This window comes from Desulfothermus naphthae, from assembly GCF_054657475.1.
In genome coordinates, this window is record NZ_BAAHYQ010000001.1 from 690,001 (window position 1) to 713,994 (window position 23,994).

The 23,994-nt window shown below is 34.0% G+C and carries 22 protein-coding genes, 1 rRNA gene and 1 riboswitch (1 of these 24 only partly in view); of the genes, 6 read left to right on the forward strand and 17 right to left on the reverse strand.

What is annotated here, in order from left to right; genetic code table 11:
- The 9 genes from ACYQ1E_RS03305 to ACYQ1E_RS03345 form a co-directional block, all read right to left on the reverse strand.
- Positions 1-70: ribosomal RNA gene (locus ACYQ1E_RS03305) — 16S ribosomal RNA — on the reverse strand (it extends 1,550 nt beyond the left edge of the window).
- A 243-nt stretch (positions 71-313) separates the two neighbouring features.
- Positions 314-1,492, reverse strand: a complete 1,179-nt coding sequence (gene proB, locus ACYQ1E_RS03310) for a glutamate 5-kinase (protein WP_459875300.1) — start codon at positions 1,490-1,492, stop codon at positions 314-316.
- 57 nt (positions 1,493-1,549) lie between these two features.
- Positions 1,550-2,578, reverse strand: coding sequence for a GTPase ObgE (gene obgE / locus ACYQ1E_RS03315; protein ID WP_459875302.1), 1,029 nt, complete (start codon positions 2,576-2,578; stop codon positions 1,550-1,552).
- A gap of 110 nt (positions 2,579-2,688) precedes the next feature.
- On the reverse strand, positions 2,689-2,958 hold the full coding sequence (gene rpmA / locus ACYQ1E_RS03320; RefSeq protein ID WP_459875304.1) for a 50S ribosomal protein L27: 270 nt from the start codon (positions 2,956-2,958) through the stop codon (positions 2,689-2,691).
- Between the two features lie 11 nt (positions 2,959-2,969).
- Positions 2,970-3,281: a 50S ribosomal protein L21 gene (gene rplU, locus ACYQ1E_RS03325; RefSeq protein WP_459875306.1), complete on the reverse strand. Its 312-nt coding sequence runs from the start codon at positions 3,279-3,281 to the stop codon at positions 2,970-2,972.
- 116 nt (positions 3,282-3,397) lie between these two features.
- On the reverse strand, positions 3,398-4,129 hold the full coding sequence (locus ACYQ1E_RS03330; protein ID WP_459875308.1) for a ComFC family protein: 732 nt from the start codon (positions 4,127-4,129) through the stop codon (positions 3,398-3,400).
- A 100-nt stretch (positions 4,130-4,229) separates the two neighbouring features.
- The gene (locus tag ACYQ1E_RS03335) at positions 4,230-5,339 is read right to left on the reverse strand and encodes an SLC13 family permease (protein WP_459875310.1); all 1,110 of its coding nucleotides are present in this window, start codon (positions 5,337-5,339) and stop codon (positions 4,230-4,232) included.
- A gap of 117 nt (positions 5,340-5,456) precedes the next feature.
- Positions 5,457-6,092, reverse strand: a complete 636-nt coding sequence (locus tag ACYQ1E_RS03340) for an MBL fold metallo-hydrolase (protein ID WP_459875312.1) — start codon at positions 6,090-6,092, stop codon at positions 5,457-5,459.
- Complete coding sequence (locus tag ACYQ1E_RS03345) at positions 6,092-6,604, reverse strand: nitroreductase family protein (protein ID WP_459875313.1); 513 nt, start codon at positions 6,602-6,604, stop codon at positions 6,092-6,094. The genes ACYQ1E_RS03340 and ACYQ1E_RS03345 overlap by 1 nt, the downstream gene beginning before the upstream one ends.
- A gap of 113 nt (positions 6,605-6,717) precedes the next feature.
- On the opposite strand from ACYQ1E_RS03345, the gene ACYQ1E_RS03350 reads away from it, so the two are divergent.
- Entirely contained in the window at positions 6,718-8,892 is a 2,175-nt protein-coding gene (locus tag ACYQ1E_RS03350; protein ID WP_459875315.1) for a tetratricopeptide repeat protein, read from the forward strand.
- Positions 8,893-9,165: 273 nt separating this feature from the next.
- Entirely contained in the window at positions 9,166-10,506 is a 1,341-nt protein-coding gene (gene dnaA / locus ACYQ1E_RS03355; RefSeq protein WP_459875317.1) for a chromosomal replication initiator protein DnaA, read from the forward strand.
- 9 nt (positions 10,507-10,515) lie between these two features.
- Here the strand turns inward: dnaA and ACYQ1E_RS03360 are convergent, their stop codons facing one another.
- The 6 genes from ACYQ1E_RS03360 to ACYQ1E_RS03385 all read right to left on the reverse strand — a co-directional run bounded on the left by ACYQ1E_RS03360 (position 10,516) and on the right by ACYQ1E_RS03385 (position 18,128).
- On the reverse strand, positions 10,516-10,791 hold the full coding sequence (locus tag ACYQ1E_RS03360; protein ID WP_459875319.1) for an acylphosphatase: 276 nt from the start codon (positions 10,789-10,791) through the stop codon (positions 10,516-10,518).
- 76 nt (positions 10,792-10,867) lie between these two features.
- Complete coding sequence (locus ACYQ1E_RS03365) at positions 10,868-12,451, reverse strand: IS200/IS605 family accessory protein TnpB-related protein (protein ID WP_459875321.1); 1,584 nt, start codon at positions 12,449-12,451, stop codon at positions 10,868-10,870.
- Between the two features lie 140 nt (positions 12,452-12,591).
- Positions 12,592-13,968, reverse strand: a complete 1,377-nt coding sequence (locus tag ACYQ1E_RS03370) for an NAD(P)/FAD-dependent oxidoreductase (RefSeq protein WP_459875323.1) — start codon at positions 13,966-13,968, stop codon at positions 12,592-12,594.
- 25 nt (positions 13,969-13,993) lie between these two features.
- Complete coding sequence (locus ACYQ1E_RS03375; RefSeq protein ID WP_459875324.1) at positions 13,994-15,661, reverse strand: N-acetylmuramoyl-L-alanine amidase; 1,668 nt, start codon at positions 15,659-15,661, stop codon at positions 13,994-13,996.
- 4 nt (positions 15,662-15,665) lie between these two features.
- Positions 15,666-17,489, reverse strand: coding sequence for a glutamine--fructose-6-phosphate transaminase (isomerizing) (gene glmS / locus ACYQ1E_RS03380; RefSeq protein WP_459875326.1), 1,824 nt, complete (start codon positions 17,487-17,489; stop codon positions 15,666-15,668).
- Between the two features lie 30 nt (positions 17,490-17,519).
- Positions 17,520-18,128 (reverse strand): XTP/dITP diphosphatase, encoded by a 609-nt coding sequence (locus ACYQ1E_RS03385; protein WP_459875328.1) that lies wholly within the window; start codon positions 18,126-18,128, stop codon positions 17,520-17,522.
- 112 nt (positions 18,129-18,240) lie between these two features.
- Between ACYQ1E_RS03385 and rimO the strand changes: the two genes are divergently transcribed.
- The 4 genes from rimO to ACYQ1E_RS03405 all read left to right on the forward strand — a co-directional run bounded on the left by rimO (position 18,241) and on the right by ACYQ1E_RS03405 (position 22,451).
- The gene (gene rimO, locus ACYQ1E_RS03390) at positions 18,241-19,533 is read left to right on the forward strand and encodes a 30S ribosomal protein S12 methylthiotransferase RimO (protein WP_459875330.1); all 1,293 of its coding nucleotides are present in this window, start codon (positions 18,241-18,243) and stop codon (positions 19,531-19,533) included.
- Positions 19,534-19,728: 195 nt separating this feature from the next.
- Positions 19,729-21,387, forward strand: coding sequence for a 30S ribosomal protein S1 (locus ACYQ1E_RS03395; RefSeq protein ID WP_459878449.1), 1,659 nt, complete (start codon positions 19,729-19,731; stop codon positions 21,385-21,387).
- 82 nt (positions 21,388-21,469) lie between these two features.
- Positions 21,470-22,285 carry a signal peptide peptidase SppA gene (sppA, locus tag ACYQ1E_RS03400; protein WP_459875332.1) on the forward strand — a complete coding sequence of 272 codons (816 nt, stop codon included), beginning with the start codon at positions 21,470-21,472 and terminating at the stop codon, positions 22,283-22,285.
- A gap of 13 nt (positions 22,286-22,298) precedes the next feature.
- Positions 22,299-22,451, forward strand: coding sequence for a hypothetical protein (locus ACYQ1E_RS03405; protein WP_459875334.1), 153 nt, complete (start codon positions 22,299-22,301; stop codon positions 22,449-22,451).
- A gap of 7 nt (positions 22,452-22,458) precedes the next feature.
- On the opposite strand, the gene ACYQ1E_RS03410 is transcribed toward ACYQ1E_RS03405, so the two are convergent.
- Positions 22,459-22,848 carry a hypothetical protein gene (locus tag ACYQ1E_RS03410; protein ID WP_459875336.1) on the reverse strand — a complete coding sequence of 130 codons (390 nt, stop codon included), beginning with the start codon at positions 22,846-22,848 and terminating at the stop codon, positions 22,459-22,461.
- Positions 22,849-22,914: 66 nt separating this feature from the next.
- Positions 22,915-23,439, reverse strand: coding sequence for a tetratricopeptide repeat protein (locus ACYQ1E_RS03415; protein ID WP_459875338.1), 525 nt, complete (start codon positions 23,437-23,439; stop codon positions 22,915-22,917).
- A 175-nt stretch (positions 23,440-23,614) separates the two neighbouring features.
- Positions 23,615-23,824, forward strand: a riboswitch (cobalamin riboswitch).
- Positions 23,825-23,994: the final 170 nt, after the last annotated feature.

Consider the following 23,994-nt stretch of genomic DNA (forward strand, 5'->3'; position numbering starts at 1 on the left):
CGCGCTCGACTTGCATGTGTTAGGCACGCCGCCAGCGTTCATTCTGAGCCAGGATCAAACTCTCAGGTTATTTCTATAACCCTGCCCTACCCCCTAAAGGATAGAGCCTCTATCCTTACCTGTCCTCCCCATTCCTATAACTATCTAATTGTCAATGAACCGGATTTAAAATTATACTTTCTAAATCTAATTTGTCAATAGCTTTTTCTCTATTTTTTAAAAACTCTTTCACTCGCGCTGAGAAAAAGATATATAAGTATTTTTAAAACTTCTGTCAACAATTTTTTTTAAAAAAATTTTTTAACAAAATCCTTTAAAAAACTGCATCAATCAACAAATTATCCCGATGTACAACTTCTTCAGGACATACTTCTCTTTTTATTAATTTTGGAATATCCCGGGTATTCTTACCCAGAATCTTTTTTAACTCTTCACTTGAATAGTTACAAAGACCTACGCCAATTTGAGCTCCATCTTCAGATAATATCTTAACCAGAGAATTTTCTTCAAATTTACCCAAAACTCTTACAATCCCTGCGGGCAACAAACTCTTTCCTTTAAATAAAAGGGCATTTTTTGCGCCTAAGTCAACAACAACACTACCCTTTGGCTCTAAATTGTAAGCAAGCCAAAATTTTCTTCTGGATATACCACTTTTGCACGGTTGTATCCATGTACCATGAATTTCTCCACTAAATACCTTTTCTAAAACAAAGGGAATCTTGCCTGATAGGATCAAAGTGGGAACCCCGAGTTGAGCAGCCCGCTTTGCTGCAAGCAGCTTTGAATACATCCCCCCTGTCCCGGTAAGAGTCTTTCCTGTACACATAGATTCAATATCAAGGGCCATTATATCATCAATAAAATGAATAGGTTTTGCATTTTTATCTTGATCTGGGTTTGATGTATAGACCCCTTTAGCAGAAGTAAGATTTATAAACAGATCTGCACCAACTAGATTAAGTATTAAGGTGGCCAAATAATCATTGTCTCCAAATTTTAATTCCTCCACAACTACTGTATCGTTTTCATTTACAATTGGTATAACACCCTCTGCAAGAAGCGTAGAAAAGGTGTTTCTGGCATTCAAAAATCTTTGTCTACTCTTTAAATCATCTTTAGTTAGAAGCACCTGTGCTGTAATTTTATTATATTTTTCAAAGGCCTCGTCATATATGTGCATAAGCCTACTCTGTCCAACTGCTGCTGCGGCCTGTTTTTTTTCTAATGGTAATTTTCCTGTAAGGGAATATTTTAAATAGGTTGCTCCTGTTGCCACAGCACCTGAAGAGACCAGGATGACTTTTTTCCCCATATCGTGGATACTGGAAATTTGATCCACCAGCCTATTTATGACCCTCAAATCCAATCCCTTATTACCATTAGTCAAAACAGCACTTCCTACTTTTACAACTAAAAGCTTAGATTGCTCAAGAGTATTTCTAATCGTACTTACAAATGCCTCATCTTTAATCTTTTTATCAAGCTCCATTTAAATTCACCTGATCATTGATTTAATGACAACTTCCTCTCAATTATTATAATAGAGTTATTTAATAAAGATATTTGGAACGTAGCCTTTTACCTCAAGCCAAATTTTTTCCATTACTTTACTTAGTCCTTCTTTTGTCTTTAAAGACAAGAGATAAACCTCTTTAGATAATTTTTCCAGCCTGTTTTTTAAATACCTTTTTTCTCCTTCATCAAGCAGATCTATCTTATTTATCACCTGAATTTGAGGCTTTGAGACAAGGGCAGGGTCAAATTTAGAAAGCTCTTCATTTATAAGTTCAAACCCATCTAATGGGGAATCCAAGGATATTTCTTCAACACTTAAGAGATGTACCAACACCTTTGTTCTGAGCACATGTCTTAAAAACCTATCACCCAATCCTTGACCTTTGTGAGCCCCTTCTATTAGGCCTGGAATATCCGCAATAATAATTTTTTCACCTATATCTCCTTCAACCACTCCTAACTGAGGAGTAAGCGTGGTAAAGGGATAAGATGCAATTTTGGGCCTTGCTGCTGAAACCTTTGAGATAAAAGTAGATTTACCTGCATTTGGAAGTCCTATTAGACCCACATCTGCAATCAACTTAAGCTCTAAAAAAAGGCGCTTTTCTTCACCCTCTTCACCTCTCTCAGCTATGCGAGGAGCCCTTTGAACAGGAGATTTAAAATGGGTATTGCCTCTACCTCCCCGACCTCCTCTAGCAACCAGGATACTTTTATCTTTAACATCTAAATCTGCTAATAGTTTTTTTTCTTCATTATCATCTATCTCATAAACCAGGGTCCCTGGTGGTACATAAATGTATAGGTCTTTACCCTTTGGTCCATTCTTCTGTTTTCCCTGACCAGGTTGACCATTTTCTGCCTTATAAACTCTTTTAAGTCTCAAATCATAGAGGGTAAGGAGATTTTCCTTGGCCTTAACATAAACATCTCCACCTTTACCACCATCCCCACCATCTGGCCCACCCCTTGGAACATATTTTTCTCTCCTAAAGGATACACACCCATTTCCCCCACGTCCAGCCCTCACCAATATTTCTGCTTCATCTACAAATTTCATATCTAAACCAGCCTATTAAAAAAACAAAAAAGGAGGCCGTATTTTCAGGCACACCCAAAATACAAACCTCCTGGCTTAAGCTCTACGGAACTAAAAGCACAAAAAGAGTTTTATTGTTCAACCGGGATAATATGCACCCTGGTCTTGACCCTTCTCTTCCTGGTAAACTTTTCATACTTTACATATCCATCAACCTTGGCAAAAAGGGTATAATCTCTACCCATACCTACATTTTCACCAGGATATATCTTTGTTCCAAGCTGTCTGACCAAAATATTTCCCGCTTTAACTAATTGCCCTCCAAAACGCTTTACACCACGCCTTTGTCCAATACTATCTCTTCCATTCCTTGAACTACCACCTGCTTTTTTATGAGCCATAATATGCCCCCTTAAACCTCTATGGATTTTACTTTAATTTTGGTGTAATACTGACGATGCCCTTGTTTTTTCTTATAATCTTTACGCCTCTTAAATTTAAAGACAATGACCTTTTTATGCCTGCCCTGCTCAACAACTTCACCTACTACCTTTCCATTCAAATAGGGATCCCCAACCAACACATCCTCTTCGCCTCTACAAGCAAACAAAATCTTGTCTAAAACCACTTCATCTCCCACTTGAGCATCCAATTTCTCAACAGTGATAACATCCCCTTCTTTTACTGGATATTGTTTACTTCCAGTCTCTAAAATTACATACATGATAAAATTCCCTCCCAAAAAAATTATATATCCCCAACAAAAACATTTTGGCTGGATATTTTTCACAAAACAAATTTCGCTGAAAAAATTACTTTAATCTTATTTTATATAATTAGTCAAGAGTTATCTTCAAGGTGTCCACTCTCAGTCCTGGCGACTACTAACACACTAACTATCCTGGCCCCCACTGCCTTTAGAACCTTAGAACATTCTGACGCAGTAGCGCCTGAAGTATAAACATCATCTACTAAAATGAGATTTATGCCTTTAATATCTCCTATTACACGAAAGACATTTTTTACATTTTTTTCTCTCTCTGACTTCTTAAGTCCTACCTGCGAGACAGTATCTTTTGTACGAACCAAAATATTTCTTTCAATAGGAACACCGATTACTCTAGACAACCTTTTAGAAATTTCTAAAGATTGATTAAACCCTCTCAATTTAAGCCTATTTTTATGGATAGGCACTGGAATAATAACATCAGGATCAAAATCAAAATCACCCTTTAAATATGCCTTGCATAAAAGATCTTGAAGTATCCCTAAATAAGCAAAATCACCTTTATACTTAAACTCTGTAATTATCTGTCTTAAAACACCTTTGTAATATCCATAAAAGGAAAAGTAATCCCATGGCCGTTTATTTGTTAAGCACTCGCCACAACAGGTTAATTTTTCAGATGCCAAGGATTCACCGCATCTTATACAATAGCCTTTTTGGACATAGAGCGAGTCTATTTTCTCTGCACATAACTTGCACAAAAAACCATTATTTTTAAGTCCTCCACAAATAGGACACCTCATAATTGGAAAAAAAGAAAAAAATTTTTCAATGAGTAGATTCATGTTTATTACTTTTTTCTCCAACCAGAGTTAAATTTTCTTTAGGAAACTGTAAGGTCTAAATGGTAATATGCGTGCCCGTCAAATAGAGTTCAGGTAAGGACTAACCCTTAAGCCATTTGATAATCCACAAAAAATCTGCTGGGTTAACAAGTACAAAATATAAACCTATTGAAATAAACAATGCCATATATTCTAAAATAAGAAATTTTGCAGTAAACCTTGCTGTCTTATTTGTTCCTTCATGTAAGATATATAATTTATAGGCTATAAGATTTGCCAAAGAGCCAACCAAACTACCAAATCCACCAGCATTTGCCCCCCACAATAATGGTTGCCAATTTGATGTAAACTTTGCAATAAGTAGGGTTGCTGGAACATTACTCATGACCTGACTTGTAAGTAGTGCCAATAGAAATATATGTCCTGAGTGGCTTATCTCAGGAGCCAGTATGACTTTTAGGTTGTCCGCTATTCCAAAAAAGAAAAAAAAGCTAAAAAGTAGAGAATAATCAACATATAAGGCCTTTTGGTCAAATATGAGCGCAAAAAATATAACAGCAACTCCACTTATAAGAGGAAGAATATGAAAAACAGTTAGAAGAACAATAATAAATAGTACCCCATAAATATATGCTTTTTTATTGATTTTCTGTATTTGATCTGGCTTTAAATCTTTTCGGATTACAACAAAGAGCGAAAAAACCGTCAGCAGTCCAAGAAAAACAAAAGAAAAAGGAAAAATCGTCTTTATGAATGTAAAGGGATGAATGTGGTAAAACCAATAAATATAAAGATTCTGAGGATTGCCAATTGGAGTTAATGCAGAACCAGCATTGGCTGCCAATGCCTCTAAAATTACTAAAGTGTCTTTTTTATTTATGTTAAGCGATAATGTAAGGGGAACAATAACAATTAACGCAATATCATTTGTTAGCACCATAGAGAAAAAAAAGGTTACAAGCACCAATTTTAAGGGTATGGCTCTACCCTTTTCTAGAAATTGCGCAATTTTTAAAAGCAACCCACTTCTCTGTAATCCATTTACCGTAATAAATAATACATACAAGATAAACAGGACCTCTAACTCATTGATTGAGAAGTTGGGTAGCTGTTTTAAATAAAGGGATAACAGGACAAAACCTACCCCTGAGGCGATTAGCAGCCATTCTTTTATGACAAAATCAATGAATGTTAATTTATGTTTCAACAATTATATTTTCCCCTTAGGGATATAAGGACTAGACACAAAATTAAGCAGAGGCGACCTCTCCTAAAATATCTCGACCTCTCCTAAAATATCTCCTTACTAATAATTTAAGAGCAATAGTTAAAACATCACGCCCTCCTGAAAAAAAGGATTAAATAATCTTTCTTCGTGTACAGTGGTTGCAGGACCATGCCCTGAATAAATTATTGTATCACCGGGAAGGACAAATACCTTTTTCCTAACTGAATCTAAAAGCTCTTCCAGATTTCCACCTGGAAAGTCTGTCCTGCCTATGGATCTTTGGAATATCAAATCCCCAGAAAACAGGGCCTTTGACTCAGGAAAGTAAAAAGACAAACTACCAGGGGTATGTCCTGGAGTGGAATACACATAGGCCCTTTCTCCTAACCAATAAACTTCTCCTTCTTCTAGATTTTTATACGTAAAGGGTGGAACCTGTGGAAATCCAAACATTCCTCCACCTCCCCCAACCTGTGCCTTTAAAAGAAACTCATCCTTATTTGAAGCAAAAATATCCACTGAAGTAGCGTCCTGAAGGTCTTTATTTCCCAATATGTGGTCAAAATGAAAATGGGTGTTTAAAATAAATTTTAATACTAAATTGTTTTTCTTTAAAAAATTTAAAACAACTGAAGGATCCCCTCCTGGATCTATAACTATTGCCTCTACCCGGTTATGGACAACATAGCAATTTGTCTGAATTGGACCTAAGGGAAAACAAGATACTTTTAACATTATATTTCCTCCAACATTAATTCTTTGAGTGGTTTTCTTGATGACTTACCCTCCTGAGCTGGATATCCAATGGCAACTACAGCCATTAAACCATATCTTTCTTCATCCAGTTTCAAAATCTCTAGGACTCTTTTTTCATTATTTAAGATTTCTCCAAGCCACACAGCCCCAAGTCCCAGGGCATGGGCAGCAAGTAACATATTCTGGATACACGCTCCTATTGCCTGGTGATCTTTAGTTTCATTGTACATTGCCTGCTTATCAATCAACACTACTATTAATTTATTGGCACGAAGAATTATTTTTCCATATTTAGTACACTCTGCCAAAGGAGGAGTGCGAGCATCATCTTTTGTTAATACCAAAAACCTCCATGGTTGATTATTCATACCACTTGGTGCCCATCTACCTGCCTCTAATATAGTCTTTATGTCCTCTAAAGATACATCCTTTTCCTCAAATCTCCTGATACTTCTACGTTCCTTGATAACTTTCATTATAACCTCTATCATAATAGACCTCCTATATCTTTAAGTTAAGCCAAAATTATCGCTAGACAAGGAATAAAAAAGATATTATTTTGCCCTGAAAAATACAAGTCCAAAATCTCTCGTTGGTAATAACAGTGCTAAATGATATTGATATTTCCTTTCAGGATATCCTAAATAATAAGAAATTTATAACACATCAATTAAGTAAATTTATTTCACTCAAAAAGCTTACCATTTATCTTTCAAATGAGCCATCTTTTGGTCAGATTAAGGACAAAATCCAAATAGATTTCGCAAAAGAGACAAAACAGATAATAATAAAGCTTTCTTTAAGTAATCTTTCTGAATTAATAGTTATTACTATAGATCTACCTGACATTGATTTTACGGAATTTTCTGAGGAACATTTTAGCGCTTTTTTTGAATTAATTTTAGAAAACATTGCTTTAAAAAAAAGTTCTTCCTTTGACCCAGACCTACCATGTCTCCATCATAAAGCCTTTTTGAGCGAATTAAGTTTAAAAATAGAGCAAGTAATCTCTCATCTTACTATTGATTCTAAGGCACTTATTATCTCAGATATAGATTTTCCCCAGGGAAGTTTTCATGTTGTAGGAGTAAAACTTTTAAATAGTGAAAAGTTGCTAAATGAAATTGGATTTAAAAAATGGAAATCTAATCTAAAAAATTTAATTAAAATAGTCAAACACTCTTTAAATATTGAAGAAATCTACGTCGATACACATAGCCACATTCTATTTTTAATTATTAATAATTCTGTTAATATAATCAATACAATCCACACAAAATTAAGTAGTATATTAAGTAATACTAAAAATTATGAACATTTTTCTGAAATTAAACCTCTTACATTATTTATTAAATATCCTAATGATATTCCCGGATATTTATTTAAAATGAATCCTATAGATCTCGCTTATGAGATTTTAAATATATTAAAAAAAGGAATTAAAATTTTACAAAATAGTAAAATTCCAAACTATCCAATATCCTTTAAGTATATTTTAAATAATTGTGCTGTTATCAATAAACTAATAAATATGGACAGGGTTAATATAAATATTGGTGAGGATTTTGGTATTAAGTGTGGCCAATTTTTTCAAATTTTTGATTGTGAAACAAGTCAATTAAAGGCCGAATTAATAATATCAAATAGTTCAAGAAATTGTTCAGTTGGTGATATAATAATCAGACATAATCCCTTTAATCCCATTAAAATAGGAGATACCTTAAAACCAATTCAAGAATATCCACAAGAAAAAACTCCTGCATCCATTTATAAAAATTTTATACTTAATTTTTATAATAAATCTGAGAAAGTTAATCAATTTTCTATATTACATATTATTAGTCCCCAAAATATTTTTAAAGATATTACATATATATTAAAAAAAGAAAAAATTGATATAAACACAGAATATCTTGGTGTTGAAAAATTCATAATTTTAATCAACAACTTTCAAATCACAAAAGAGGACTTTATATTTCAAGAATTAAAAAGCATTGCTTGTTCTCATAAAGATGTAAAAATAGGAATAACAAATTATCCCCTATTAGACCTCAATAGATTAGAAACAATTAAATTTTCAATAGATTCTTTGGAACACGCATTACTAATTCCTCCCCCAAAGATCGTCATCTTTAATTCAACAACATTTAACTTACGCGCGGACAAACTATTCATAAAAGGTGATATATACTCGGCTATTGAAGAATATAAAAGGGCATTAATAATGGATTCTCAAAACCATATAGCCCTAAATTCTCTAGGGGTCTGTTATGGAAAAATCGGCGATTATGTAAATGCATTAAAAATGTTTAAACAAGCTTCAACCATAGAAAAGTTAGCTACCTATTTCTATAATCTAGGTTCTATATATATGAAACTAAATGATCTAAACAGGGCAGAAAAATCCTTTTTAAAATGTATTGAAATCGAGGAAAAACACGTTTTTGCCATAATTAGACTTGCTCAAATATGCGAACTTAAAGATCAGCTTGATTTAGCTCTACAATGGCTAAAAAAAATAGACCCAAAAGAGTATCCACAAATATATACCCTTCTTGCTAATTTATATCTAAAAAGAAGCGAACAAGAGATGGCGAAAAAGTATTTAGAATCAGCTATTAGACAAAATCCAGGCGATGCCTCAGCAATTTTTTTATTAGGAAAACTCTATATAGAGGAGTTTAATGACAAAAACACTGGCCTTTCACTAATCAAAAGAAGTATCTACCTTAAACCTGATAAAATCTCTTATAAAAGTTACCTGAATGCAATTTTATGAAAAATAGAGAAAATCTAAAAAATTTTAAATTAAGCAAAGAACAAAATCTGGAAAACTTTTTGAACATTTGTGGAAATTTTTGTAGATAACCACATTCATCCCCAATATTCCTGGATATCTGAACTTGTAAAGATATCCACAAAGAATAGTCTAAAAGAAAAAAGAACCATTATATCAATATATTATAATTAAACAGAATTATCTTTCCATCACTTCCCAAAAATTGGAAAGAATGGATTTGATATTTAATAAAAAATTTATATAGTCACTTCCATGAGTGGTTACTGGCAAAAAATTAAAGATAATCTGGAAAAATCCCTAAAAAGTGGCCTATTTCACCTGTGGATAAGACCCTTACAAGGAGAAGTTCAGGATAACACCTTATTTTTATACAGTCCCAATGATTTCATAACTAGCTGGGTAAAAGATCGCTTGCTTAATAAAATAAAAGAAGTGGCTCAACAAAGTGTGGGTCAAAAAATAGATGTGCATATCACCACTAGATTAGATGGAAAGTCAAAATCAGTTGAAAAAAAGGTTAATAGAAAAATAACTAAGCCGAGCCTCCTTATTGGAAGAAATTTTCAAAATAAAAATCAAAATCTGACCTGGAGATATTCTTTTAATGATTTTGTAGTAGGACCTCAAAATGAGCTAGCCTATGCAGCCTGTAAGAGTATATGTTACCAAAAAAAAGTTGATTTTAATATGTTATTTTTAACCTCTTCGCCAGGTCTTGGGAAAACTCATTTAATACATTCTGTGGGGAATTTTATAACTCAAAACAAAATTAAAAATCTCAACATCGTATATATATCTTCAGAAGAATTTGCAAATCAGCTTGTTTGGGCACTTAGGAGCAAAGAAATAAATGAATTTAAAAAATACTACAGGGAAAAAGTTGATGTGCTTCTTTTAGAAGATATCCATTTTTTCCAGGGAAAGGGTAAGATGCAGGAAGAGCTTCTCTATCTCATAAAATCTATGGAAGAAAATGGAAAACTTGTGATCTTTTCTTCATCCTTTTTGCCAAAAGAATTAAAAGACATTGATTCACAACTCACCTCCTATTTCTGTTCAGGCTTAATTGCCCCAATTCATAAACCAGATTTTGATCTCAGACTAAAGATCATTAAAAAGAAAGCTAGTTTTTACCAAATAAACATACCTGACCATGTGTCTAAGTTTGTGGCCTCAAAAATAAAAACTGATATAAGGCAACTTGAAAGTTGCATTAAAAACTTGGCACTAAAGGCAAAGCTCCTCAATATGACTATTAATATAGACGTTGCTAAGGAAATAATTCAAAACCATGCAGACATAATTGAGACTCCTTCAATTGATCAAATTATAAAGACCGTCTGTTCAGTATTTGAACTTTCTCCAGAGAACCTAAAATCCCGATCAAAAAAAAGAAATATTGTAATTGCAAGAAACACCGCCTTCTATCTTGCCAGAAAATATACAGACTTAACACTAAAAGAAATAGGAAGACTTTTTAATCGCAGACATTCTACTGTAATAAAGGGCATTACCAATATAGAGAAGGAAATGTACAAAGACACCCCTGTTGGTAGACAGCTCCACCGTATTGTTGAAAAATTTGAAAATTAACCACCTTATTTATAACCTCACTTCAAAATTATCGTACCTTTTATCATAGTCAATATATGTACATTCAATATCTTCTACTTTACTAATAGCTGGGCCTTGGGCCAATTTCCCTTTAAACTCTTCTAACTTTTCCTCCTCTCCTTGGGCCAACGCTTCCACTCGTCCATCCTTTAAATTCCTTACCCAGCCGCAAATTCCCATTTGATCAGCAACTCTCTTGGTCCAAACCCTAAAACCCACTCCTTGCACCTTTCCACTAATTAAACATTGCAGAGTTTTGACCATTTAAAAACCTGGTTAACAAAACTGCACATTAGTGCAGTTTTGGGTGGGGTATTTGTAGTCCGCCTTTTCAGGATGGTCAGCCCCACCTGGCGGTTTTTGACCATCCTTGAGCCCCTGCACCAGGTGCAGGAACTAACCTTCTCACCACCCCCTCCCAATCCCCTAAAACAATTACCCGTCTCAAGGGAGAAAAGTCCCTTACAAAGGACTTCCCAAGAAGAGGGAAGGTGAAGGCTGCCCTGAGGACTCTCCAGCTTTTTAAAAAACCCCTCACAGGCTTGTTCCCTACAGAGGCCTGATCTCGGGCAACTGAATCACCCTCAGAGCTTATATATATAAATTGATTTTTTACTTCTTTAAGATGATTATGTATCTTCAATAGCTCTTTTCTGATAGGTACCTTTTTCCACTTATTCTTTTCAGATCCAACCTTATTTTTAAACTCTTTCTTTTTTGATTCTAAAATCTCTAATGCGTATTCTAAAAACTCTTTTCTAGAAAGAAGATCTTTGTAATTCTTAGGTATTTCATCAGCAAATCCCAATCCTCTTCTTCCTATAACATAAGATGCTGCTATGTCTTTATCTATCAAATATTGAGGACAGTATTTGAACTCTCCTATAATAGAAGTATATGCAGGGGTTACTTTAATAACCTCAATTCCAGCTCTTCTGGCCAGAGTCTCTATTTTCTCTAAAAACCTTTTATAAACAAATTGATGAAGTCTTTTTCTCAGCTTAGCAGCTCCATCCCCTCTTCTGCCTTTTGATAATTTTTTGATATTCTCTATAACAATCGCTTTTCTTTTTTCATAAGCAATATCTATAATCTTATGAGCTATATGCCACAACAGGTATTGTCTTTTGTTGCGGGATTGGTTTAATAGCTCATACAAAGAGATTTTTCCATATTTTTTTAAATTGCCCTCTCTATCCACTTCGCTCCACGCAATATGAAAAGGAGAGGCATTTACATCAATCCCTATTGCTCCACTTTGTCTGGTAATTTTTATATCAGGTATGTTTTCTTCAAAGCTGATCATTGCATAAACATTGTTCTCTTTGAACTTAAGTTCTACAAAATAAGGTTTATAACATCTGGTTGTTTCTGCTGTTAAAAGATTCTGAATAAACCAAAGCCACTTATCTTTTTCTCTTCTTCCTTTCTGGATTTTTCTGTAAACCTTAGCATAAATGTATTTTCCTTTTCCTGTATTGATTCTAAGATATAAATCTCCTTTTATAAAGATGAATCTAAGATTCAGATTTCCTTTTTTGGACTTATCTCCTTTTGAACATACAGTTCCCTGTCTTTTCTCTATCCATTTTCTTTCCAGCTTTTCTCTCCTTTTACCCTGCAGATGGTTCTTTTTTAACTTTTCAAACAGATTTTTTCCACCAAAGATTATTTTAACAGGATTTATCTCTCTTTTCTTACATCTGGTAAGCATATTTTGGGCTTTTGAAATAGCATCATCACAATATCTGGAATTTAAAGGAAATATCTTTTGTAAAGATCTTTTTAGATCCTTTCTTTTGCATCCTTCTAAGAGTCTTTGATAAGCAAATCTCATACAGGAAGAAAAAGATCGCATAAGTTTTAAAACTCGGGTCCTATCTTCAAAAGATTCAAACTCTAAAAGACATTGGACTGTAATCAATTTTTCTTTTTCCTCCTCTAAAAGTGTATTCCTGTAAATATCATAAAAACTTTTATGTACTTAAAGACACCTGTTTCTATATGAATATTATTGTATGCTAATATACACTTTTTGTTAACTGTTTTTTACCTCCTTTTTTATTATTCAACTATGGCTTTAGCAGGGATTAGGCCACTTGCAGCAGCCCCTACAATATTCCCTGTAACACCTGCCCCATCCCCTGCTACATACAGCCCCTTAATTCTGGTTTCCAACTTGTTGTTTGTGTTTATTTGGGTGGAAAAAAATTTAATCTCCGGTGCATAAAGCAAAGTTTCATCATTAGATACCCCGGCAATTACCCTATTTAACATTTCCAGTCCCTCTACAATATTAGTCAAAATCCGCTCAGGAAGTGCCATTGAAATATCTCCACAAGTCACATTAGTAAGTGTTGGGACAATAAATCCCTTTTTTATTCTATTCCAAGTACTTCTCCTGCCCCTTTTTAAATCTCCAAATCTCTGTAAAATTGGTTTCCCTCCTCCAATTAATGTTGCTAATTGTCCAATAGAAATTCCATATGTGAGATTATCTGTAACTGGCTCAGTTAAAACTACCTTGGATAAAAAAGCAAAATTAGTATTTTCTGATTTTCTATCCAAATAGGCATGTCCATTTACACACACAAAATTTTTATAGTTTTCCATTGTGACATAGCCACCGCTATTTGTACAAAAGGTTCTAGTTTGATCTTCATACGTTTTTGTTTGAATAAAAAAAGATGGATCATAAATTATGTTAGTTATATCTTCCATAATATCATTTAACACCTCCACCCTTACTCCTACCTCTATACCTCGCTGGATTATCCCCAGGTCGTATTTTTTTGCCAAAGAGACCAACCAATCAGCACCAATCCTACCAGGTGCTAATATAACTTTATCTGCAAAAAACTCTCCTTTAGATGTAATCACGCCGACAATATTGTTATTATTTACAATTATGTCGTAGACCTCTACCTGGGTCAAGATATTTACTCCTTTAGAAATTAAGAAGTTCATCATCTCATTCATATATTCAGGAAGACGGTCTGTTCCCAGGTGTTTTTGTTTTATTATAAGAAGTTCTATTCCTTCTTTTCTAGCTTCTTTTCTGATATTCTTTGCCTTTTCTATATCTGTTGGATAGACCTCTCCATCCATACCAAACCTACTAAAAATATATTCTGTTTCTTCAATAAGGGAATTAGCCTCTTTAATATCCATAAACTGAGTCAAATCGGTCTTCCCCAATTTTGGTACAAAGTTTAATTTCCCATCACTAAAAAGACCAGCACCACCAATTCCACTCATTATATTACAGGGCTCACAACCTCTACATTTCTTATCCTTTGACATGGGACAGATTCTTTTTTTGGGAGCTTTTCCTCTTTCTAAGATCAAGACCTTTAAATTTGAGTTAATAGTTATGTAATATCCAGCAAATAACCCTGCAGGTCCGCCTCCCACAATTATTACATCAAATCCTTTGTCCATTTTCTATACTTTAATATACTATACTTTAATATAGACCAGCATACTTTTTTATGCTTTTTCTATAGGCCAATATCCCCTGAACAACTCCCTTTGCTAAACTCTTCAAATAAGAATAGGACCTAAGTCTTTTTCTATCTTGGGGATTTGTAATATATCCTATTTCTATTAAAATAGCGGGCATTCTTGCTCCCATAAGAACATAAAAGGGAGCCTGTCTAACACCGTTATTTTCAGGTCGATATCTTTTGCAGGTTAAAAGTATCTTATTTAGGACCTTTGAAGCTAAAATTGAAGACTCTTTGATTTTTGAGTTTAACATAAGGTCTGTTAAAATTAATTGTAAATCGCTAATTTTTCTGGAAGATACAGCATTTTCTCTTGCTGCAACCCTGATTGCGTCTTTTGAACTGGCAATATTTAAATAATACACCTCAATTCCTCTAATACGCCTATTTCTGTGGGCATTTACATGAATAGAGATAAATAGATCTGCTCCCATTGTATTGGCCATTACTGTTCTCTCTTCAAGGGGAATAAACTTATCAGTTGTACGTGTATATAACACTTTAAAGCCCTTTCGTCGTAATATGGTCCCCAGGATTTTTGCCAGCCTCAAATTGATATCCTTTTCTTTAAGTCCTCTACAAATAGCTCCAGGGTCCTTTCCACCATGACCAGGGTCTATCATAATGGTCTTAATATCTAATCCCAGCTGCTCAATCAAAGACTCAGATAATTTCTGGGATTTTTTTACAGCTTCTTTAACTAATTTGACATTTCCAAGATCCTTTTGTCCATAAATATCTACAACAATTCTATAAGGATTTTCCAGGGCAAAGACCTTGAAATCTTTTATATGACCTACATAAAAAACAAATCTTACTACATTTTTTTTAAATTGAGCAAACCTGACCTGATACAAAAAATTTTTCTTTAGCTCTATTTTTTTTATATCTAAAAGATTTTTGGGTAAATATGCACCTTTGAGATCAACAACTAACCTGGAATAAACTTTATTTTTTAAAACAAACTTTTTAAATTTTACCTCATCAGTTAAATCAACAACTATCCTCGCATAATCTTTGTCTGCCCATTTTCTAATATTTATAACTTTTGCAAGGTTTTTGGCATTTTTAGCAAAAGTGACATTTGATTTTTTCTTTGTTAAGTTTTTCTTTAATTTTGTTAAATACTTACGATCTAATTCTTTTAGTAATTTTTGTGCCTCCTTTACTTTATCACCCTTGGGATAGATATTGACTATGTAGAGGAGATCAATATATGCATCTTCTATATTTTTAAATCTATTTAGCTTTATTTTTGCTGAATAGAGCTTTGCATCATCTCCCCATGGATGGCCAGGATATTTCTTTACCAATAGTTCAAAATATTTAATGGAATTTAAAAAATCCCTTTTTAAATAGGACCTTTTTCCCAATTCTTGATAAGTCCTCCCAATATAATACAAAGATTTTGGTGCATAAGGACCCTTTTTATTGCATATATATGCCTTATAAAATAAATGCTTCACTTTAAGCCAGTTATTTCTATATCTAGCTCTTTTTTTATCTTTTTTTAAAGAGTTAAAACTATAATACCCTTTATAAAAAAGACTCCTACAGGAAGCTGAATAGGATGTATGAGTAAAAACACAAAAAAAGAATATTATAAAAAGAACCACTTTTTTCATCATCTCTCTATTCCACAGTTACGCTTTTTGCTAAATTTCTTGGCTGATCTACATCTTTGCCCAGATATACAGCCATCTCATAGGCAAAGAGTTGAAGTGCTGGTAAAAACAAAAAACTCGTCAAAATATTTCCTACCTCAGGAACCGTCCAAATGTGGTTTACTGGTACTTCAATACCTGGGTGAGTTAGACAGATAATAGGCCCTTTCCTGGCCTGTATTTCTTTAATATTTGAAACTACTTTATCAAATAAATGGCCCTTGCTGGCGATTACAAAGCTGGGAAATTCAGGATCTATCAATGCAATAGGACCATGTTTCATCTCTCCAGCTGCATATCCTTCTGCATGAATATAGGAAATTTCTTTCAATTTTAGGGCTCCCTCTAAAGCCAGGGGATAATTTAGGCCCCTTCCTAGATAAAAAAAGCTCCTTGCAAAACTATACATTACAGAAAGCTCTTTGGCTCTTTCTCTTATCTTTGGAAGCTCTTTTTCAAGGACCTTTGGCAAATTTTTAAGTCCTTTAATAATATCATTAAATTTATCTGAATCCATCAATTTTTTCTTTTCAGCAAAATACAAAGCCATTAATAAAATAACCACCATCTGGGAACACATGGCCTTGGTTGATGCAACAGAAATCTCTGGACCTGCCTGGGTATATAACACTTTATCTGATTCTCTTGCCACAGATGAGCCAACCACATTACACAGCCCCACCACCTTGGCTCCTATTTCTTTTGCCATTCTAAGTCCTGCTAAAGTATCTGCTGTTTCTCCAGATTGACTTATTACCATTACATAATCATTTTTTCTAATCAGTGGGTCCCTGTACCTAAATTCAGAAGCTATATCCACTTCAACTGGAATCCTTGCCAGGGATTCAAAGAGATACTTTCCCCAAAATCCCGCATGAAAAGATGTGCCACAGGCAACTATATGGATCTTCTCAGGCACACCTAACCCGTCAAGCTCATTTAATAGAACTCTTTTTGTCCTGTAATCTACTCGGCCAGCAAGGGCATCATAAATGACCCTTGGTTGTTCCATTATCTCTTTGAGCATAAAATGTTTATAACCACCCTTTTCTGCAAGACTAATATCCCATGGAATAGTTTTAATTTCTTTTGTTATCTCTTTTCCTGTATCCAGGGCATAGATATCCACATGTTCAGTTGTTAATCTGGCTATTTCTCCATCTTCTAAAAAAATAACATCTTTTGTATAGGGCAAAAAAGCAGGGATATCTGAGCCTATAAAATTTTCTCCTACACCAATCCCCACAATAAGAGGACTGGAATGTTTTGCAGCCCAGAGTTCCTTTGGTCTATCTGAAAATATGACTCCAATTGCATAGGAACCTTGAACTTGTTTCAAGCAATATCTTATTGATGTTAGGGGATCTTTTGTCTTATTATATTGCTCTGATATTAGATGGACCAAAACTTCAGTATCGGTGTCTGATCTAAAATCGATTCCCTTGGCCCTTAGTGAGTCTTTTAATTTTATATAATTTTCTATAATCCCGTTGTGGACAACACATATATTTTCAGATAAGTCCATATGGGGATGGGCATTTTGTTCATTTGGTATGCCGTGAGTTGCCCACCTAGTATGTCCCAGTCCAATAGTTGAATGCAAAGGATCATTGGAAAATACCTTTTTCTCTAAAACAGAAATTTTTCCTGCTGATTTTATAATTTTTAAATTTTCTTGTTGAATGTATGCAATACCAGCTGAATCATATCCACGATATTCTAGTCTTTTTAGACCTTCCAATAAAATAGGCACTGCCGGCCTGTGACCAATATATCCTATAATCCCACACATATCACTTCCCTCTTTCCTCCAGTTATCAAATTAAAACAAGATTTCAAAAAAAGGTTTTATTAGTTTTGATATCTTTTCAAGGGCCTTGGCCCTATGGCTTACTCTATTCTTCTCATCTATTGAGAGCATGGCCGCGCACTTTCCTAAATTTTCGTCAAAAAATATTGGATCATACCCAAAACCTTGATTTCCTTCAGGTTTTAAAGCAATTTTTCCCCGCCAGATACCCTGGGTTAAAACATAGTCTTTTGTATTTGCATAAAGCACCATAACACACCTAAATTGTGCCCCACGTCTCTCAAAGGGTATATCTTTCAGAGCTTCAAGGAGTTTTCTATTGTTTTCCTCATCTGAAGCTTTATCACCAGCAAATCTAGCAGAATAAACTCCAGGTCTTCCATCTAATGCATCTACCTCAAGTCCTGAATCGTCAGATAAAGTTACATGTCCTGTTTTTTCACACACATATTTGGCCTTATAAAGGGCATTTCCTTCAAAAGTCTCTTCTGGTTCTGGTATATGGGAAATATCAGGAAAATCTTCTAAACTAAGGACATTAATATTCAAATTTTTTTTTAAAATTATATTTTTAATCTCCCTAATTTTACCTTGATTTCTTGTTGCTAAAACCAGTTCCATAAATTTCTCCCACAATTTGGATTGACAGTAAAATAAACAATAACTAAAACCCAAACCACACGTTTTATATAGCTTTAATCTCAAAAAAATCAAAGATAAAGTCAAGTCATTTATGCCTAAGTTAAAGGTCTACACAATAAGTTTGGGATGTCCTAAAAATCTCGTGGACACAGAAAAAATACTGGGTTCTATAAAAGATATCGCCTCTCCCACTTCTAAAATCAGTAAGGCAGATGTAGTGTTAATCAATACATGTTCTTTTATAAGAGAGGCTGTGGAAGAGGCAATTGATACAATTATTGAAACCATTGAAATAATAAAGACTTTAGATAATAAACCCCGTGTTATTGTAACAGGATGCCTAGTAAATAGATATTATGAGGAACTTATTGAGGAGCTTCCTGGGATAGATCTATTTTTGAAAATAGAAAAGCAAGATAAATTAAGATCTATTTTAGCAAAAGATTTTTTAAAAAAACATAACACTTATCCTAGGACTATTTCTACTCCACCTTCATATGCTTATTTAAAAATAGCTGAAGGGTGTAATCACAGATGTAGTTTTTGTACAATTCCAAAAATCAGGGGAAGACTTAAATCATATCCAGTAAAAAATATAATTGAAGAGGCTAGATATATCCTCTCAACAGGTCGAAAGGAAATAGTTGTGGTTGCTCAGGATGTAACGTCCTATGGAAGAGACTTAGGAGATAGGAAGAAACTATTTAATATATTGAATGAATTAGCTAAGCTTCAAGGTTTAAGTTGGATAAGACTACTCTATTTATATCCCAAAGGCATAACAAGAGATTTTCTAAAATTTTTAAAAGAAATAACTCCTCCTTTTATACCCTATTTTGATGTCCCTATTCAACATGTATGTCCTGATATCTTAAAAAACATGGGCAGACCATTTCAGGTTCCAGTAGAAGATACTATAAACTTAATAAGAGAATTTTTCCCTAAAGCTGCGATTAGAACCAGCATCATTGTGGGATTTCCAGGAGAAAAAAACAAACATTTTGAACAGCTAGTTAATTTTATCTATAATGTAAAATTTACTCATCTAGGGGTATTTTGTTATTCTAAGGAACAAGGGACCGTTGCATCAAAATATCCCGATCAGATACCAGAGAGGATTAAATTAAAAAGAAAAGAGATAATAATGGATGTGCAAAAAAACATAACCAGAAATTTTTTAAAGACATTTAAGGGTAAAAAGTTAAAAATCTTAATAGACAAAAAAAGTGATGAGTGGCCTACTCTATTTGAGGGTAGACCTTGGTTCTTCGCCCCTGAAATAGATGGGTTGGCCTATGTGTCAGGACAAGGGATACAACCTGGAGATATGGTAGAGGTTGTTATCAAGGAAACTTACGATTATGACATCTCTGGAATTATATAAAGTCAAGTAAATCAATCTCCTTTAAGAAATTACCAATACCCATTAAAATATTATTGCCTAAAAATAAACATTTTGTTATTAATGGAAAAATTTTGGTTAGGGGGTAAAATATTAATGATAAACACAAGACCAATTAAACACAGTGAATTTTTAAATGGAGAGATTCCAGTATCAGAAGATGCAAGTTTTTCTTCCATGCTAGAAGATTATTTAGAAAAAGATTTTCTAGACATTGAGGATGGAACAATTGTTAAAGGAAGAGTGGTCAGGATTGACCCAGAGAAAGTATTGGTTGATGTAAATTTCAAATCTGAAGGGCAGATCCCAATTGAAGAATTTCAGGATAGTGACGGAAATTTAGACGTAAAAGAAGGAGATGAGGTAGAGGTATTTGTTATTCACAAAAATGATCTAGAGGGCACTATATCTCTCTCCTACAAACGTGCAAAAAAAATGAGGGTGTTGGATGAATTAGAGAGAATTCAGGAGCAGAATCAAAATGTTCCAGGCAAAATCGTAAAAAGGATAAAGGGTGGATATACTGTAGAAGTTCTGGGTATTGAGGCCTTTCTGCCAGGCTCACACGTGGATTTAAGACCAGTTCCAGACATGGATGCCCTAGTTGGAGAGAGATTCGATTTTAGGGTACTAAAAATAAATAGAAAAAGAAGCAATGTAATAGTATCACGTCGAGTAATTTTAGAAGAGGAAAGGGAAAAGCGGAGACAAGAGCTTATTTCTACCTTAAAAGAAGGGATGGTTGTTAAAGGAAAGGTCAAAAATATTACAGACTACGGTGTATTTATTGATTTAGGAGGATTGGATGGTCTGCTCCATATTACAGACATGTCATGGAAAAAAATAAAGCATCCCAAAGAGATGGTTCAGTTAGGTGACACATTGGACCTCATGGTGTTAAACTACGACAGAGAGGAACAAAAAGTATCCTTAGGACTTAAACAATTGGTGCCAAATCCATGGGAAGATATACACAAAAAGTATCCTGAAGGGTCAAAGGTAATTGGAAAGGTTACTAATATTGTTGACTATGGTGTATTTGTTGAACTTGAGCCTGGGGTTGAAGGACTTGTACACATCTCTGAGATGTCCTGGACCAGAAAACTAAAACATCCTTCTCAGATGGTTCAATTGGGAGATGAAGTTGAGGTGGTGGTTTTAGGCATCGATATTGAGAAAAAAAGGATCTCCCTTGGCATGAAACAAGTAAGGCCTAACCCCTGGGATATAGTTTCAGAAAAATATCCTGAAGGGACTATTTTGGAGGCACCAATAAAAAATATAACCGATTTTGGAATTTTTGTCGGCATAGAGGATGGAATCGATGGCCTTATCCATGTATCCGACATCTCCTGGACCAAAAAAATACATCATCCAGGTGAACTATATAAACCAGGGGATATGGTCAGGGCCAAGGTCCTGGTTGTAGACAAAGAAAATGAAAAATTTACCCTGGGCATAAAACAACTAACAGAAGATCCATGGTTGAAGATCCCTGAAAAATATCCTGAAGGGACTTACGTAACAGGTAAGATTACTAATATCACTGATTTTGGCCTTTTTGTGGAAGTGGAAGAGGGAATTGAAGGTCTTGTGTATATTTCAGAGGCAAGTGATAAAAAGATCCAGGACGCAAATGAACTCTATAAGGTTGGACAGGAAGTTACAGCAAAGGTAATTAGGGTGAGTGCAGAAGAAAGAAGACTTGGCCTCTCAATCAAACAATATTTGGAAGATGAAGCCAAGAGAAAGATTGAAGAAGAGAAAAAACGGAAAAAAGAGGCTGGATCTAATTTAGGTGATCTCATAAAACAAAAATTGGAAAATGCAGAATAATAAACCCAAATTCAGTCAGAGACACCCATTCATCTTTGGCTTATTTTTGATAACCTTGGCTGTGGTGCTCTTATTTTGCACCATGGCCTTTTTTTCAATTTTAAAAGACAAATTTTCTATACCTTTTTTGTCAGTAAAAAAGATTGGAGTTGTGAATATTTCTGGAACTATAACAGACTCCAGAAAATATATAGACTGGATAAATGCTTTAAAAAAAAATAAAAATATAGTTGGAGTAATCTTAAGAATAGATTCTCCTGGAGGAGTGGTGGCTCCTTCTCAAGAAATATATGAGGCTGTAATTAACTTAAATAAAGTAAAGCCAGTTGTGGTATCGATGGGAAGTGTAGCTGCTTCAGGAGCCTATTACATTAGCTGTGCAGCCAGGGTCATTGTAGCAAATCCAGGGACAATAACAGGTAGTATAGGGGTTGTTGCAAATTTAATATCAATTAAAGGACTTTTAAAAAAGGTAGGAGTGGAAGATCAGTCTATTGCAACTGGCAAATTCAAAATGGTAGGATCTCCTTTTAAAAAATTAACTCCAGAACAAAAAAAATATATAAAAAAATTAATTGAAAATTTACATAATCAGTTTATAGAAGCTGTCTCAAGGGGACGGAAATTGGATAAGAAGAAGGTTTTATCCTTGGCCGATGGAAGGGTATTTACAGGGATGCAGGCAAAACAACTGGGTCTTGTTGATTATCTGGGAAATATGGACAAAGCTATGGAAATATTAAAAAAAATGTGCAATATATCGGAGAAAATAGGGACAGTTGAAGGTCCCCAGAAAAAAGAACCCTGGATAAAGAAAATCCTCGGAGCAGTAAAAGAGAACTCTCCCATAAAATTGAAGGTAGGTTTTTATTACATATGTCCCCTATATGCAAGATAAGGAGGAATTATATATGCATACCTTAATTGAGCTTTTAGAAAATATGAGTCACTCTACTATTCAGGGATTTTTTGGTGTACTCGGAATAATTATATTTTTAATTACCATGGTCGGATCTGGTATATACAGGGTAAAACAGCAATTAGAGAAAGAAAATTCTCATTAATAAAAATTTAGTATTTTTCCTTGAGAAACTGATCTGCTGCATCCAAAACAGGTGTGTATCCTTCTTTTAAATAAAGAGTAATATAATATTTACCGTATTCTCCTTGTAAGTAAAGTTTGTAATTAAAAGGCATAATTATAACCTCAGGAATGAAATTAATTTCTTCTAAAAAAGGAGATAATTTATCTAATATTTCAAGAGACCACATTGTACCTTTCTCATTAAATACGTTTAAATCGTGTGTAATTTCTGGATCTAACAAATGACACACAAAATATACTTCATCATCCTTTAAAGGATCCTTTGGAAAATCAGAATGTATAAAAACTTCTACAACTCTATTATCCAATGAGGCGATCTTTTTTGCAATCTTTTTTAGAATTGATAAACTCTTCATTTATCCTCCTTAACTCCTAACTTTTTTGACTTAAATGTATTTTATAAAGGTGTGACTTAAATATTTCTACTTATTATTTAAGGTACTTTCCATTTTACTTTGTTCTTTTATGGCTTGCTCAATAGAGTCGATCAAGTCTTCCTTTTTTGCCATGTTGGAATCATAAAGTGCAATTTGTAGATTTATTGCCCTTTGTACAATTGGTTTGGTAATGTCAAAAAATTTTTTTAAAGAATTAATGGCATTTTCCATATCATCCATATATGCAAAACAAAGTCCTAAATAAAGAGATAAAAAATTATTCTTTACTCCTCTTTTCCTCAGTTCTAAAAATTCCTTCAGAGCCTTTTGTATATCTCCTAGCTTATAATAACAATAGGCTAATTTTTGACGAACCACTAAATTATCTGGATTATTTTTAAGTATTTCTAAATAAATTTCTTTGGCATCAAGGTATTTTCCCTGGTTTAAAAACTCGTCAGCTTTTTTTCCAGGGCCATGAACAATAGATGTGTAATGAGTGGGTTCCAAAGAAAATCTGTGTTTAAAACCAAATAAAAACTCTCTTCTACTAAGTCTGGTCTTTTTCATAAAAAAATTTTCTCCCAATCTCTGAAACAAAAACACCTTTATTATGGATGTAAAACAATCATCAAAAGGGCCTACTTTAATGTAAAATGAAAAGAAATTTTATACACAAAAGAGTTCCCTGACAAGAGATAATTTACAAAATTTTTATAGAGGTTGACAAAAAAATAAAGATAAAATATAAAGCCCTCCATCAGGTGCCGATTTAAGGCTTAAAAGGGAATCCGGTGAAAATCCGGAACCGGCCCGCGGCTGTAATAAGGGGACGAAAGCCACAGATATGCCACTGCCAAGGCCCCTAAGATTTAATCTTAGGTGGTTGGTGGGAAGGCGTGGTGAGTAGGAGGATCCTTAGAGTCAGAAGACCTGCCTGAAAAAAATATACCCTCGGGAAAAGGGGTAATATTTTATAGAAAGGGATAAAAACGGGAAATCCCGGAGAATTATAATTCTCAGGGATTTTTTTATTTTTATATATAAATTTAGTTGATTTTTTTATAAACATGGTATAGTAACATTTTAGTTTAACAAATAACACAAAAAATCAAAGGAGGAGGT

What these genes read in the sequence shown, in the direction of transcription:
- rimO (WP_459875330.1), top strand. Translation starts at nt 18,241, where the DNA reads ATGCCTAAGTTAAAGGTCTACACAATAAGTTTGGGATGTCCTAAAAAT.
- proB (WP_459875300.1), bottom strand. Translation starts at nt 1,492, where the DNA reads ATGGAGCTTGATAAAAAGATTAAAGATGAGGCATTTGTAAGTACGATT.
- ACYQ1E_RS03410 (WP_459875336.1), bottom strand. Translation starts at nt 22,848, where the DNA reads ATGAAGAGTTTATCAATTCTAAAAAAGATTGCAAAAAAGATCGCCTCA.
- ACYQ1E_RS03385 (WP_459875328.1), bottom strand. Translation starts at nt 18,128, where the DNA reads ATGGAACTGGTTTTAGCAACAAGAAATCAAGGTAAAATTAGGGAGATT.
- glmS (WP_459875326.1), bottom strand. Translation starts at nt 17,489, where the DNA reads ATGTGTGGGATTATAGGATATATTGGTCACAGGCCGGCAGTGCCTATT.
- ACYQ1E_RS03360 (WP_459875319.1), bottom strand. Translation starts at nt 10,791, where the DNA reads ATGGTCAAAACTCTGCAATGTTTAATTAGTGGAAAGGTGCAAGGAGTG.
- ACYQ1E_RS03415 (WP_459875338.1), bottom strand. Translation starts at nt 23,439, where the DNA reads ATGAAAAAGACCAGACTTAGTAGAAGAGAGTTTTTATTTGGTTTTAAA.
- ACYQ1E_RS03395 (WP_459878449.1), top strand. Translation starts at nt 19,729, where the DNA reads ATGCTAGAAGATTATTTAGAAAAAGATTTTCTAGACATTGAGGATGGA.
- ACYQ1E_RS03405 (WP_459875334.1), top strand. Translation starts at nt 22,299, where the DNA reads ATGCATACCTTAATTGAGCTTTTAGAAAATATGAGTCACTCTACTATT.
- ACYQ1E_RS03345 (WP_459875313.1), bottom strand. Translation starts at nt 6,604, where the DNA reads ATGATAGAGGTTATAATGAAAGTTATCAAGGAACGTAGAAGTATCAGG.
- sppA (WP_459875332.1), top strand. Translation starts at nt 21,470, where the DNA reads ATGGCCTTTTTTTCAATTTTAAAAGACAAATTTTCTATACCTTTTTTG.
- ACYQ1E_RS03340 (WP_459875312.1), bottom strand. Translation starts at nt 6,092, where the DNA reads ATGTTAAAAGTATCTTGTTTTCCCTTAGGTCCAATTCAGACAAATTGC.
- ACYQ1E_RS03370 (WP_459875323.1), bottom strand. Translation starts at nt 13,968, where the DNA reads ATGGACAAAGGATTTGATGTAATAATTGTGGGAGGCGGACCTGCAGGG.
- ACYQ1E_RS03330 (WP_459875308.1), bottom strand. Translation starts at nt 4,129, where the DNA reads ATGAATCTACTCATTGAAAAATTTTTTTCTTTTTTTCCAATTATGAGG.
- obgE (WP_459875302.1), bottom strand. Translation starts at nt 2,578, where the DNA reads ATGAAATTTGTAGATGAAGCAGAAATATTGGTGAGGGCTGGACGTGGG.
- ACYQ1E_RS03375 (WP_459875324.1), bottom strand. Translation starts at nt 15,661, where the DNA reads ATGATGAAAAAAGTGGTTCTTTTTATAATATTCTTTTTTTGTGTTTTT.
- rplU (WP_459875306.1), bottom strand. Translation starts at nt 3,281, where the DNA reads ATGTATGTAATTTTAGAGACTGGAAGTAAACAATATCCAGTAAAAGAA.
- rpmA (WP_459875304.1), bottom strand. Translation starts at nt 2,958, where the DNA reads ATGGCTCATAAAAAAGCAGGTGGTAGTTCAAGGAATGGAAGAGATAGT.
- dnaA (WP_459875317.1), top strand. Translation starts at nt 9,166, where the DNA reads ATGAGTGGTTACTGGCAAAAAATTAAAGATAATCTGGAAAAATCCCTA.